Here is an 11766-nt window from a genome sequence, read left to right on the forward strand (position 1 = left end):
TTTTATCGGGAGGGAGTTTACACGTAGAGAATGGCCTGTACCCGCCAGTGGTCGATATGGTTATCTTCCTGCATCTGGATGATGCGATACCATGAAGCACCCTGCTCATCGGCCTTTAATGCCACGACACGTTCAACGTCTTGCGGGCTCCCCGAGATATTATTCACGGAGATCTGGCCAATTTCATTCAGGCCAGTCACACAATCAGCACTGGCGAATTCTGCTGACTGCGCGGTGGTGCTCAGCAGGCCTGCTGAGAGCAACAGTGAGGTCAAAGCAAGAGTTCGTTTCATCGTCAGCTCCATTTCACATATATCCGGTATCCGCCGGGCAATCCTTCGCTAATAAACTCCCTTCCATTGATGCGGGCGTGGAGTTTATTGTGGACAGGAAAATGTCTATGGACGCAAAGCAGTGTAAATCTCGTTCAAAGGAAAACCATTATTTACGGTACAAAATGGCCTGTGAATACCACTGTCCCGTTATGATGGTTTCGTCGATCATAATGATGACGTAATAATCTGCTTTGGCAGCGACGGCCTGCGCTTTTATTGCCGATTCTGCGTCATCCGGAGAGCCGCGGACCAGCGCGGAGATGGTGCCCATTCGTTGTAATCCTTCCGTCTGATTACGACGAATCTCCTGTGGATGATCGGCGACCGGTGGAGCGGGTTGCGGCGTTCCCTGCAGCGCGCTACAGCCACTCAGCAGAAAGACCAGCAATAAAGCAGCAAACCTGCGCATAACCATATCTCGTTTCCTGATAGCCATAGTGTAGTTGTTTGTGAATTTAGTTTTGGGGGAATGTTCCCGAAGTGTTATCTGGGACGTATATTTCGAATGAAAATGACGCGAAAGCGTAACCCAGTTCTCAACATTATGAATCATAGATTCGCACAGGGTCGACAATGATTGAAATTGAAATACGCCACCTCGGCGACCATGAAGTTTTACACGCGATGCCAGCGGGTAAACGTGATAAACCGCTGCCTGTTGTGGTTTTTTATCATGGGTTTACCTCATCGAAGCTGGTTTACAGTTATTTTGCGGTAGCGCTGGCGCAGGCGGGTTTTCGCGTGGTGATGCCAGATGCACCCGACCACGGCGCACGTTTTACGGGTAATGAACAGGCGCGGCTGGGGCAGTTCTGGCACATTCTGCACGGGAGTCTGACCGAGTTTTCCGGGCTGCGCGATGCGCTTTATGAGGCAGGGCTGGTGGCCGACAATCGTCTGGCGGTAGCCGGGGCGTCGATGGGCGGTATGACGGCGCTGGGGATTATGACGCATCATCCTGAAGTGAAGTCAGTCGCCTGTCTGATGGGTTCGGGCTACTTTACTTCGCTGGCGAAGACCCTTTTTCCCCCTCAGGATTTAACGGAAATGACCGCGACGCTGGCAGAGTGGGAAGTGACCCGGGCATTGCCGCGCGTGGCCGATCGCCCGCTGTTGCTTTGGCACGGTGACGCGGATGATGTGGTCCCGCCTGAGGGAACCTTCCGTCTGCAGCAGGCGTTAATGAATGAAGGGCTGGACGGTAATCTGACCTGCCTGTGGGAACCGGGCGTCCGCCACCGCATCACGCCAACGGCGCTCGACGCCACGGTGGCGTTTTTCCGCCAGCACCTGTAAACGCGCAGGACTTTGATGTCCATATCTTCCCGCTTATGGAGGATCTCTGAGGGGCTATTTTACCGGTAGTATTCAGGAGCCATTCACAAAAAAAAGCCCCCGGGCAGGGGGCAACGTCATCTATGGCTATGTTCTCGTTGTTGGCTTTCCTGGTGCTAGCGTTAAAGCGTTATCGGTAAATATCTGCACTGGCGTGCATGTTGCCGTTGCTGCCGGGCTCACGGGTTAACATCACGTGGTAATAGGTTGCGCCCTGCGCATCGGTTTCTGCGTTTAATGCCTGATCTGCTTCACTTTCCGTGGCGAAATTATGATTGATGTAAATTACGCCCAAGCTTTGCACATCATCCATGTTTCTGGCCTGTCGGCTGTCTATCTTGATGGCTGCCATCGCGTTTGCACTGAGCAAAAGCGCCGCCATTATGGCTAATGCGATTTTTTTCATGATATGCGCTCCACGACTACGTGCTGCGAGAGGGGGGATGCTCCTTCTTTAATTCAGGCGATCTCTGATTAAAGTGTAATCACTCATCCGGCGGGGATGCGTGACCATTTCTGATGCAGTTGTTCAAAAAAACAACGCTTCCGGGTGTGACCAATTTTAAATCACCCACTTAGACCCGCTTCGCGCTTTGTGCGAATTATTTGTGCAATCAGCTTGAGTTTCCAGGGGCGCACAAGTATTATGACGCGTCAATTTTTCAGCCGACCTTTAACACGTTCCTTGCCTCCCCGGGCCTCGGCTGACCCAGACAGGAGGCTGAATAATCCGTAAGGAGCAATTCGATGCGTCATTACGAAATCGTTTTTATGGTCCATCCTGACCAGAGCGAACAGGTTCCGGGTATGATCGAGCGTTACTCTGCTGCCATCACTGGTGCAGAAGGTACGATCCACCGTCTGGAAGACTGGGGCCGCCGTCAGCTGGCTTACCCGATCAACAAACTGCACAAAGCACACTACGTTCTGATGAACGTTGAAGCGCCGCAGGAAGTGATCGATGAGCTGGAAACTACCTTCCGCTTCAACGATGCCGTTATCCGCAGCATGGTTATGCGTACCAAAAACGCAGTTACCGAAGCATCTCCGATGGTTAAAGCGAAAGACGAGCGCCGTGAGCGTCGCGATGATTTCGCAAACGAAACCGCAGATGATTCTGATGCTGGGGATTCTGAAGAGTAATTTCTGATGACCAACCGTCTGGCGTTGTCCGGCATCGTATGCAGGGCTCCCCTTCGAAAGGTCAGTCCATCAGGAATTCCGCATTGCCAGTTCGTGCTTGAGCATCGTTCTGTGCAAGAGGAAGCCGGGTTTCACCGGCAGGCGTGGTGCCAAATGCCCGTTATTATTAGCGGACACGAAAACCAGGCCATTACTCACAGTTTAACGGTCGGTAGCGCAGTAATCGTTCAGGGGTTCATCTCTTGCCACAAGGCAAAGAACGGCCTGAGCAAAATGGTTCTGCATGCCGAGCAGATTGATTTGATAGATTCTGGAGACTAGCCATATGGCACGTTATTTCCGTCGTCGCAAGTTCTGCCGTTTCACCGCGGAAGGCGTTCAAGAGATCGACTATAAAGATATCGCAACGCTGAAAAACTACATCACCGAAAGCGGTAAGATTGTCCCAAGCCGTATCACCGGTACTCGTGCAAAATACCAGCGTCAGCTGGCTCGCGCTATCAAACGCGCTCGCTACCTGTCCCTGCTGCCGTACACTGATCGTCATCAGTAATCGGGCACGGTCCATTAATACGACTTTAAGAGGATAAGGTAATGCAAGTTATTCTGCTTGATAAAGTAGCAAACCTGGGCAGCCTGGGTGATCAGGTTAACGTTAAAGCGGGTTACGCACGTAACTTCCTGGTTCCACAGGGTAAAGCTGTTCCAGCTACCAAGAAAAACGTAGAGTTTTTCGAAGCACGTCGCGCTGAACTGGAAGCCAAACTGGCTGACGTTCTGGCGGCTGCTAACGCTCGCGCTGAAGCAATCAACGCACTGGGCACCGTTACCATCGCGTCTAAATCAGGCGACGAAGGTAAACTGTTCGGTTCCATCGGTACCCGCGATATCGCTGATGCAGTTTCTGCAGCAGGCGTTAAAGTGGCTAAGAGCGAAGTTCGTCTGCCGAACGGCGTTCTGCGTACCACTGGTGAGCACGAAGTTGACTTCCAGGTTCACAGCGAAGTGTTCGCTAAACTGGTTGTTAACGTTGTAGCTGAGTAATTTTTTACTCTGCTCACGTTGAAACGCCGGCCTTGTGCCGGCGTTTTGCTTTTTACAGATCCGGGTCTTAACGCGCCCTGATGAAACTGCCGTCTGGCTGGCGGGTAAACAGTACCTGTTGCCCATTTCCCGTATCAATCGTTAACCCTGTCACCACCCCGCTGGCATTCTGGCGAATCTGTACCATCTGGCCATTCTGCAGATTACTGAGCGGTTTACCCGCACCTTCCACCTTCGCCATAGCATACACGTCGGTTGGCGGCAGGTTGTGGTCGCGGAACAGCTGTGCCAGCGTTTTGCCCGGCTCTACGCGATAGGAACGCCACTGTTGCTCAATGCCGGTAGGCTGTTGCGTCTGAGGCTGAGACGGGGCGGCGGCTTGATCCTGCGGCTGTTCATCCTGAATGGGTTCTGGCTCAACCGGCGCGACCTGACCCGGATCGTTAGACGGGGTCACAAGCTGCGTTTGCATCGGCTGTGCGTCAGGCTGCGGCCGCGTCTGCGACTGAATGTCCAGTTGGGCATTGCGGGTGACGGGGGCGGTATCGACATCATCGCCCCCGGAAGGAAGCAGGAAGCCCACGATCACCATCAGCGCGCCAATGATGATCCCTCTGCGATGCAGAGGAGGCAGCGGGTCCATGATGCGAAAATTGTCCGGCGCCTGCCAGATTTTCGCCAGGGTAGGTTTCAGTTCAAATCGCCCGGGCATGGCACTCCTCCTGCTCCGCGTATTTTTTATCCTGTGCCCCGAAGTATAGTTTGCTAACTGCCTGAACGGCGTAGTAAACCCGACATCCGTGACATCAGTTCGGGATTAATCCTGGTTATCTCTATTGTTTCTGTTTCGTCGCGGTTTGTCACCTTAACTTCAGACAAAGTTTTACCCATAAGGGCATGGCTGATATGCTGCCCGCTACTTTAAATGTGATGGAAGGAAAACCCATGACCACCCCGACTTTTGACACTATCGAAGCGCAGGCAAGTTACGGTATCGGCTTGCAGGTAGGACAGCAGCTGAGCGAATCCGGCCTGGAAGGTCTGTTACCAGAAGCGCTGGTGGCGGGTATCGCTGACGCACTGGAAGGCAAACAGCCTGCCGTTCCGGTTGACGTTGTGCACCGTGCGCTGCGTGAAATCCACGAGCGTGCTGACGCCGTGCGTCGCGCACGCTTTGAAGAGATGGCCGCCGAAGGTGTGAAATATCTGGAAGAGAACCGTGAGCGTGAAGGCGTGAACAGCACCGAGTCTGGTCTGCAGTTCCGCGTGATCAATCAGGGCGACGGCGCAATCCCGGCGCGTACCGATCACGTTCGCGTGCATTACACCGGTAAACTGATCGACGGTACCGTGTTCGACAGCTCCGTGGCGCGCGGCGAACCGGCTGAGTTCCCGGTTAACGGCGTGATCGCTGGCTGGATTGAAGCTCTGACCCTGATGCCAGTGGGTTCCAAATGGGAACTGACTATCCCGCATAACCTGGCCTACGGCGAGCGCGGCGCTGGCGCGTCCATTCCGCCATTCAGCACCCTGGTCTTTGAAGTCGAGCTGCTGGAAATTCTGTAATCGAATTTTCTTATTTCCTCTCCCCGTTGGGGAGAGGAAAATAGTGCAAAAACCTATAGTTATGGCGCTATCAACATTTTATCTTGCAAACGAAACTGTTGCGTGTATTTTTGTGAGCTGTTTCGCGCTGTATGAGTGATATGACACTCACTTTCAACATATTATTAACATAATATCTAAATCATAGTATTCATCCCGCCGATTCTTACCTAATATCGATAAACCCTTACAAAGGGACCGTCATTTTTTTGACGTTTTTAAAGGCCAGAAGAGCCTTAACAACACAGACAGGCATAAACAGGAAAATTACATGGTAGATCAGGTCAAAGTCGCCGCTACAGAAGAGGCGACGTCTGAACAGTCGCTACGGCGCAATCTCACAAACCGTCATATTCAGCTCATTGCGATTGGGGGTGCCATCGGTACCGGGCTGTTTATGGGGTCAGGCAAAACCATCAGTCTCGCCGGGCCGTCGATCATCTTCGTTTATATGATCATCGGTTTTATGCTCTTCTTCGTGATGCGTGCAATGGGTGAACTGCTGCTCTCGAACCTCGAATACAAATCCTTTAGCGACTTCGCTTCTGACCTGCTCGGGCCGTGGGCGGGCTATTTCACCGGCTGGACCTACTGGTTCTGCTGGGTCGTCACCGGTATGGCGGACGTCGTGGCGATTACCGCCTACGCGCAGTTCTGGTTCCCGGGGCTGTCGGACTGGGTCGCCTCGCTGGCGGTCATTGTTCTGCTGCTGAGCCTGAACCTCGCCACCGTTAAAATGTTCGGTGAGATGGAGTTCTGGTTCGCGATGATCAAAATCGTGGCGATTGTCGGGCTTATCGTCGTGGGTCTGGTGATGGTGCTCACCCACTTCCAGTCGCCAACGGGCGTTCAGGCGTCGTTTACCCATCTGTGGAATGACGGCGGCTGGTTCCCGAAAGGCATTAGCGGCTTCTTTGCCGGCTTCCAGATCGCGGTATTTGCGTTCGTGGGAATTGAGCTGGTGGGCACGACGGCAGCGGAGACCAAAGATCCCGAGAAGTCTCTCCCGCGCGCGATAAACTCTATTCCGCTGCGTATCATCATGTTCTACGTCTTCGCGCTGATCATTATTATGTCCGTGACGCCGTGGAGCTCCGTGGTACCAACCAAGAGCCCGTTCGTTGAGCTGTTCGTGCTGGTAGGCCTGCCTGCCGCCGCGAGCCTGATTAACTTCGTGGTGCTGACCTCTGCGGCGTCTTCCGCGAACAGCGGCGTGTTCTCCACCAGCCGTATGCTGTTTGGCCTGGCACAGGAAGGCGTGGCGCCGAGCGCGTTCGCCAAGCTGTCGAAGCGCGCGGTACCGGCAAAAGGGTTGACCTTCTCCTGCATGTGCCTGCTGGGCGGCGTGGTGATGCTCTACGTGAACCCAAGCGTGATTGGCGCGTTCACCATGATCACCACGGTCTCTGCGATCCTGTTTATGTTCGTCTGGACCATCATCCTCTGTTCATACCTGGTATACCGCAAGCAGCGCCCGCACCTGCATGAGAAATCGATCTACAAGATGCCGCTGGGCAAGCTGATGTGCTGGGTATGCATGGCGTTCTTCGTCTTCGTGCTGGTTCTGCTGACGCTGGAAGATGATACCCGTCAGGCACTCATCGTCACGCCGCTGTGGTTTATCGCGCTGGGGCTGGGCTGGGTGTTTATCGGTAAGAAACGTATGGCAGGCGTAAGGTAAAAGCAAAACGGCAACTTCGGTTGCCGTTTTTAGTTTTTGCACCTTCTCCCCGTGGGAGAGGGGCGGGGTGAGGGCATCAGGCCGCAGCGGCCTTTTTTATTCCCCCGCTAATGCCCGCGGGAACAGAACGTTGTTCTCAAGACTGATGTGTTCCATCAGGTCGTCAATCAACTCGTTAATGCCGTTGTACATCGCTTTCCACGTTGTGCACGCTTCTGGCGGCGGCGTGACGTTGTGGGTGGTGTGTTTGATCACTTCCAGCAGTTCGCCCGCATCATCATGCTCGCTTTCCATCACGCTGATAGGCCCCATCGCCTGGCTTCCCATTCCCTGCTTAATCATCGGGAAGAGGATCTGCTCTTCTTTCATCATGTGGCTGGAAAGCTCTTCGTGCAGCAGGGTCAGGTATTTCGCCAGACCGCGCGGTACGGACGGTTTGTCGGCATGGACGCGCTCAACTTTGGTTGCCTGCAGGATCAGTTCCGGCAGCTGCTCACGGTGACGGTCATGGTAACGCACGAGGATATGGTCGATGATTTCAGCGAGTGGGGCGGCTCGCCAGTCTTTGTCGACGGGCTGCTGGGCCAGCAGCGCCAGCTCTGATTCAATCACCTCAACGTCCAGCTCTTTTCGTGAGGCCGCACGCGCCAGGGTTTGCTTACCGCCGCAGCAGTAATCCATATCGTATTTACGAAACAGCGCAGAAGCGCGAGGAATGGAGAGCGCCAGCTCGCCCAGTGGTTGGTCGCGAAAGGCCATAGCAGTTACCTCGTCATCAATAATATAAAGTGCATATTAAATGCATCTTTATGGCGGCGCTATAACCCTTTAGAGGGAAGGGGAAAAGTGAGATGCAGATCACAAAAAAATACCCCGTTTAACTCTCTGAATGGGCTCAGGAAAGTGGTTTAGAAACTTTTTAAAGGTGTAGAAACAGTAAACAACCCGCCGCGCCTGCCGATATATCCACGTCAGACAAACCTGCATATAACAAAGGCAACGCATGTTTAAACGTATAAAAGTCATTACCCTTCTGATTTCGGTGCTGCTTGTGCTCGGCATCATGCAAGTGATTTCCGCGGGTATCTTTATCAACGCGCTGAATAACGATAAAGACAATTTCACCGTGTCGCAGCTCTCCAGCAAGAACGTGGCGGAGTTTACCGATGCGTGGATCAGCCTGAACCAGGCGCGCGTGACGCTGAACCGCGGGATGCTGCGTCTGCAAAGCAGCATGGCCTCTCAGATTAACGGTGGGCAGCTCAATGAGCTGGTCAACACGGCGAAAAATCTGCTCGCCGATGCGCAGGTCCATTACGATAAATACTATGCCCTGCCAAATACGCCGGGCCTGGACGAGAACCTGGCCAAGCGTCTGGAAGAGCAGTACCGCATTTACTCCTCAACGCTGACGCAAATGAACGTCCTGCTGAGCCAGGGCAATCTGGAAGACATGTTCAAGCAGAACGCGGAGCAAAAGCAGACTGCGATGCAGGCGGTTTACCGTGAATGGCGTGAAGCGCAGGCAACGCTTACCGATAAAGGTATCCAGGACAATGAAAGCGACTACAAGCGCATCCTGTGGATCCTCTCTGCGGTTATGCTGCTGGTGATTGTGGTGATTATCTCCAGCTGGGTAGCCATGCGCCGCGTGCTGCTGCTGCCTCTGGAAGAGGTGATTAACCATATTCGCGCCATTGCGGCAGGGGATTTAACCCAGCCGATTCAGGCTGAAGGTAAGAACGAAATGGCTATCCTGGCGCGCAACGTTCAGGAGATGCAGACCTCGCTGGCGAACACCGTGGGCGTGGTGCGTGAAGGCGCAGATACGATTTACACCGGTGCAGGCGAAATCTCTGCGGGCAGTAACGACCTCTCTTCCCGTACCGAGCAGCAGGCCGCGTCTCTGGAAGAGACGGCAGCCAGCATGGAACAGCTGACGGCAACCGTGAAGCAGAACGCCGATAACGCGCGTCAGGCGTCCCGTCTGGCGCTGGACGCCTCCTCAACGGCGAAGAAGGGCGGTAACGTGGTGGAAGGCGTGGTGCGTACAATGGACGAAATCGCCACCAGCTCCAGTAAAATCGCGCAAATTACTAACGTGATCGACGGAATTGCCTTCCAGACTAACATTCTGGCGCTGAACGCGGCGGTGGAAGCGGCGCGCGCGGGCGAGCAGGGCCGTGGTTTTGCGGTGGTGGCAGGGGAAGTACGCACTCTCGCCCAGCGCAGCGCCCAGGCGGCGAAAGAGATCAAAGCGCTGATCGATGATTCCGGCGAGCGCGTGAACGCGGGCTCCCAGCTGGTTAACGAAGCCGGGGAGACGATGGCGGAGATCGTTAATGCGGTCACCCGCGTCACCGACATCATGGGCGAAATTGCCTCGGCCTCTGACGAGCAGAGCCGCGGTATCGATCAGGTGGGTCAGGCGGTAGCCGAGATGGACCGCGTGACCCAGCAGAACGCCTCGCTGGTAGAGGAGTCTGCAGCCGCGGCGGCGGCGCTGGAAGATCAGGCTGCACGCCTGAACGAAGCGGTGGCGGTGTTCAAAATCACCCGCAATCAGGCGGTCAAAGCGGCGCCGGTGAAAACCTATGTGCCCAAAGCGCAGCCCGTAGCGGCGGCGTCTGAAGGGAACTGGGAAACGTTTTAAGGACTTGCCCGGTGGCGGTTACGCCTTACCGGGCCTACGATTTTGTAGGCCCTGCAAGCGCAGCGCCGCTGGGCAATGATCACACCTCCGACGCCGGAACGACCCTCGGTTTTTCCGGCTTCGCTCTTACCGCCATCACCACTCCCACCACCAGCAGCGCGATCCCGCAGGCCGTAAATAGCGGCGGCACGCTCTGACGCATCAGGAAGGTATAAAGCAGTCCGGCCAGGGTTTCGAAGACAATCAGCGGCCCTAAAATCACCGTTGGCAGCTTCTGGCTGGCAATGTTCCAGCACAGCGCGCCCACCCATGAGCACAGCACCGCAATCGCAACCATCAGGCCGATAAACACCCAGGGTCTTGGCCCGAAGGGCTGGGCGAAGTCTGGCAGTTGATGGCCTAACCAGATGCACGCCCCGGCATAGCCCACCAGCGAGACGGGCAGCGTGACCAGCGCCTGCGCCGTCGCCCACATCATCGGATGCTTGTCCGGGTTCTCCCGCAGCCAGCGCGCGTTGCGCAGGGCATACCATGCCCAGCACGCCACGGAAATGAACGCCAGCACAATGCCAGAGCCGTAACGCCACAGGTCAACATCCGCCTGCCCGTGACGCAGCTCGGCAATATTGACGCATACCAGCCCCACGGCGGTGCATACCAGCGCCGGCGCCATTTTTGACCACGCCAGTTTGCCATCGCGGTGGCTGTAGAGCAGGTTAGCAAAGACGGGGATGACGACCGGCAGCGTGCCGATAATCATGGTAGATACCGGCGCACCGGTACGCTGAATGGCGCTCGCAAGGCAAACGTAGTAGATAAGATTGCCCATCATGGTCAGCGCCAGCGCGGTGCCCCAGTCCTGACGGCTGAGCTGACGCAGGCGCGCGCGTCCCAGCCACGCCAGGGGCAGAGCAATCAGCCCCAGCGCCAGATAACGTCCGGTCGACTGCAGTATTGCCGGATACTCGGGCACGATCAGCGGGCCGACAAAAATCAGTCCCCACATCATCCCGGCCAGCAGGGCATACAACACTCCACTAATCATTTTTCCATCCACAGGTATTTACGCTGCATGCAGTGTAGGAGGGGAAAATGCGCGCGTATTGTATGAGGTTGCGCATTAGCGCCGGGTGACCTGCTTCTGGTAGCGCACGGGCGTAATGCCGTAGCGGTGGGTAAACGCGCGGGTTAAATGAGACTGGTCGGTCAGTCCGGTCGCGGCTGCCACTTCGGCGGCGGGCATGCCGTGGGTGAGGAACGCTTTGGCGCGCCAGAGGCGAATGGCCATCAGCATTTGGTGCGGCGTAACGTGAAAATGGGCTTTGAACTGGCGCTGGAAATGGTACGGGCTGAGCGATACGACGCTGGCCAGCTCGTCCAGCGTCAGGGCGCGCATATAGTTGTCGTGCAGATACTCGCGCACGCGTTCGAAGCGGTGCGCGCCCTCCTGAATAACCGGCGCGTGATGGGCCAGCGGCCGGAAGGTCTCAATCAGATCCAGCAGTAATCCTTTTTGCGCAAGCGGATCGTCCGTGTGCCACAGGCCGTAAATCAGCCTGCCGATTTGCTGCGAGCGAAGCGGGTCATGACGCGTGACATCGCTAAACCACCAGTGCCGGAGGCCGGTCACCTCTTCCAGCAGGTCGGGTTCGATATAGACCATCCGGTAGCGCCAGCCGCCTTCGGTGGCGGATTCACCGGTATGGATCTCGTCCGGGTTCATGGTGACGACGGACTTTTCCGCCGCGAGATGCTGAGTACCGCGATAGCGAAAGCGTTCGGCGCCGGTTTCAATCGTGCCGATCCCGAAGGCTTCATGGGTATGCGGCTCAAAGGCGTAGTCAGAAATATGCGCGTGATAAAGCTCCAGCCCCGGCAGCTGCGCCAGATGGCGAAAGCGCGCGCTGTCTCTTTCATCATTAAACTGTTCCGGTACGCCTTGCACGTTGAGCCTCCTCGTGGTCATCCTT

The 11766-nt window shown here is 55.5% G+C and carries 15 protein-coding genes; 8 read left to right on the forward strand and 7 right to left on the reverse strand.

The window, feature by feature from the left end; genetic code table 11:
• Nucleotides 1-17: 17 nt before the first annotated feature.
• Nucleotides 18-305 carry a DUF1471 family protease activator YjfN gene (yjfN, locus tag WM95_RS02410; protein ID WP_032645202.1) on the reverse strand — a complete coding sequence of 96 codons (288 nt, stop codon included), beginning with the start codon at nucleotides 303-305 and terminating at the stop codon, nucleotides 18-20.
• A gap of 136 nt (nucleotides 306-441) precedes the next feature.
• The gene (bsmA, locus tag WM95_RS02415; protein WP_029740376.1) at nucleotides 442-771 is read right to left on the reverse strand and encodes a biofilm peroxide resistance protein BsmA; all 330 of its coding nucleotides are present in this window, start codon (nucleotides 769-771) and stop codon (nucleotides 442-444) included.
• 137 nt (nucleotides 772-908) lie between these two features.
• On the opposite strand from bsmA, the gene yjfP reads away from it, so the two are divergent.
• Complete coding sequence (gene yjfP / locus WM95_RS02420) at nucleotides 909-1631, forward strand: esterase (RefSeq protein WP_047743022.1); 723 nt, start codon at nucleotides 909-911, stop codon at nucleotides 1629-1631.
• A 169-nt stretch (nucleotides 1632-1800) separates the two neighbouring features.
• Here the strand turns inward: yjfP and yjfY are convergent, their stop codons facing one another.
• On the reverse strand, nucleotides 1801-2076 hold the full coding sequence (gene yjfY / locus WM95_RS02425) for a DUF1471 family protein YjfY (protein ID WP_029740378.1): 276 nt from the start codon (nucleotides 2074-2076) through the stop codon (nucleotides 1801-1803).
• Nucleotides 2077-2417: 341 nt separating this feature from the next.
• Between yjfY and rpsF the strand changes: the two genes are divergently transcribed.
• The 4 genes from rpsF to rplI are packed head-to-tail and all read left to right on the forward strand — an operon-like array spanning nucleotide 2418 to nucleotide 3857.
• A complete protein-coding gene (gene rpsF / locus WM95_RS02430; protein WP_014068637.1) occupies nucleotides 2418-2813 on the forward strand; it encodes a 30S ribosomal protein S6 in 396 nt (131 codons plus the stop codon).
• 6 nt (nucleotides 2814-2819) lie between these two features.
• Entirely contained in the window at nucleotides 2820-3134 is a 315-nt protein-coding gene (gene priB, locus WM95_RS02435) for a primosomal replication protein N (protein ID WP_008502895.1), read from the forward strand.
• Nucleotides 3135-3138: 4 nt separating this feature from the next.
• Nucleotides 3139-3366, forward strand: coding sequence for a 30S ribosomal protein S18 (rpsR, locus tag WM95_RS02440; RefSeq protein ID WP_000135199.1), 228 nt, complete (start codon nucleotides 3139-3141; stop codon nucleotides 3364-3366).
• Between the two features lie 41 nt (nucleotides 3367-3407).
• Nucleotides 3408-3857 carry a 50S ribosomal protein L9 gene (gene rplI / locus WM95_RS02445; RefSeq protein WP_023310148.1) on the forward strand — a complete coding sequence of 150 codons (450 nt, stop codon included), beginning with the start codon at nucleotides 3408-3410 and terminating at the stop codon, nucleotides 3855-3857.
• A gap of 67 nt (nucleotides 3858-3924) precedes the next feature.
• On the opposite strand, the gene WM95_RS02450 is transcribed toward rplI, so the two are convergent.
• A complete protein-coding gene (locus WM95_RS02450) occupies nucleotides 3925-4569 on the reverse strand; it encodes an OapA family protein (protein WP_063409286.1) in 645 nt (214 codons plus the stop codon).
• A gap of 233 nt (nucleotides 4570-4802) precedes the next feature.
• Between WM95_RS02450 and fklB the strand changes: the two genes are divergently transcribed.
• Nucleotides 4803-5423 (forward strand): FKBP-type peptidyl-prolyl cis-trans isomerase, encoded by a 621-nt coding sequence (gene fklB / locus WM95_RS02455; RefSeq protein ID WP_008502892.1) that lies wholly within the window; start codon nucleotides 4803-4805, stop codon nucleotides 5421-5423.
• A 310-nt stretch (nucleotides 5424-5733) separates the two neighbouring features.
• Nucleotides 5734-7143, forward strand: a complete 1410-nt coding sequence (gene cycA, locus WM95_RS02460; RefSeq protein ID WP_023310150.1) for a D-serine/D-alanine/glycine transporter — start codon at nucleotides 5734-5736, stop codon at nucleotides 7141-7143.
• A gap of 96 nt (nucleotides 7144-7239) precedes the next feature.
• Here cycA and ytfE read toward each other — a convergent pair whose 3' ends face one another.
• Entirely contained in the window at nucleotides 7240-7902 is a 663-nt protein-coding gene (gene ytfE / locus WM95_RS02465; RefSeq protein WP_059445156.1) for an iron-sulfur cluster repair protein YtfE, read from the reverse strand.
• A gap of 244 nt (nucleotides 7903-8146) precedes the next feature.
• Here ytfE and WM95_RS02470 point away from each other — a divergent pair, with 244 nt between their 5' ends.
• The gene (locus WM95_RS02470) at nucleotides 8147-9796 is read left to right on the forward strand and encodes a methyl-accepting chemotaxis protein (RefSeq protein ID WP_045402276.1); all 1650 of its coding nucleotides are present in this window, start codon (nucleotides 8147-8149) and stop codon (nucleotides 9794-9796) included.
• 79 nt (nucleotides 9797-9875) lie between these two features.
• Here the strand turns inward: WM95_RS02470 and WM95_RS02475 are convergent, their stop codons facing one another.
• Complete coding sequence (locus WM95_RS02475; protein WP_063409285.1) at nucleotides 9876-10841, reverse strand: DMT family transporter; 966 nt, start codon at nucleotides 10839-10841, stop codon at nucleotides 9876-9878.
• A 75-nt stretch (nucleotides 10842-10916) separates the two neighbouring features.
• Nucleotides 10917-11741 carry an AraC family transcriptional regulator gene (locus tag WM95_RS02480; protein WP_023310154.1) on the reverse strand — a complete coding sequence of 275 codons (825 nt, stop codon included), beginning with the start codon at nucleotides 11739-11741 and terminating at the stop codon, nucleotides 10917-10919.
• Between the last annotated feature and the right edge of the window lie 25 nt (nucleotides 11742-11766).

This window comes from Enterobacter cloacae complex sp. ECNIH7 (assembly GCF_002208095.1).
Classification (GTDB): domain Bacteria; phylum Pseudomonadota; class Gammaproteobacteria; order Enterobacterales; family Enterobacteriaceae; genus Enterobacter; species Enterobacter cloacae_M.

Bases quoted from the DNA above. Each gene is read 5' to 3' on its own strand.
- yjfN (WP_032645202.1), bottom strand. From the start codon at position 305: ATGGAGCTGACGATGAAACGAACTCTTGCTTTGACCTCACTGTTGCTC.
- bsmA (WP_029740376.1), bottom strand. From the start codon at position 771: ATGGCTATCAGGAAACGAGATATGGTTATGCGCAGGTTTGCTGCTTTA.
- yjfP (WP_047743022.1), top strand. From the start codon at position 909: ATGATTGAAATTGAAATACGCCACCTCGGCGACCATGAAGTTTTACAC.
- yjfY (WP_029740378.1), bottom strand. From the start codon at position 2,076: ATGAAAAAAATCGCATTAGCCATAATGGCGGCGCTTTTGCTCAGTGCA.
- rpsF (WP_014068637.1), top strand. From the start codon at position 2,418: ATGCGTCATTACGAAATCGTTTTTATGGTCCATCCTGACCAGAGCGAA.
- priB (WP_008502895.1), top strand. From the start codon at position 2,820: ATGACCAACCGTCTGGCGTTGTCCGGCATCGTATGCAGGGCTCCCCTT.
- rpsR (WP_000135199.1), top strand. From the start codon at position 3,139: ATGGCACGTTATTTCCGTCGTCGCAAGTTCTGCCGTTTCACCGCGGAA.
- rplI (WP_023310148.1), top strand. From the start codon at position 3,408: ATGCAAGTTATTCTGCTTGATAAAGTAGCAAACCTGGGCAGCCTGGGT.
- WM95_RS02450 (WP_063409286.1), bottom strand. From the start codon at position 4,569: ATGCCCGGGCGATTTGAACTGAAACCTACCCTGGCGAAAATCTGGCAG.
- fklB (WP_008502892.1), top strand. From the start codon at position 4,803: ATGACCACCCCGACTTTTGACACTATCGAAGCGCAGGCAAGTTACGGT.
- cycA (WP_023310150.1), top strand. From the start codon at position 5,734: ATGGTAGATCAGGTCAAAGTCGCCGCTACAGAAGAGGCGACGTCTGAA.
- ytfE (WP_059445156.1), bottom strand. From the start codon at position 7,902: ATGGCCTTTCGCGACCAACCACTGGGCGAGCTGGCGCTCTCCATTCCT.
- WM95_RS02470 (WP_045402276.1), top strand. From the start codon at position 8,147: ATGTTTAAACGTATAAAAGTCATTACCCTTCTGATTTCGGTGCTGCTT.
- WM95_RS02475 (WP_063409285.1), bottom strand. From the start codon at position 10,841: ATGATTAGTGGAGTGTTGTATGCCCTGCTGGCCGGGATGATGTGGGGA.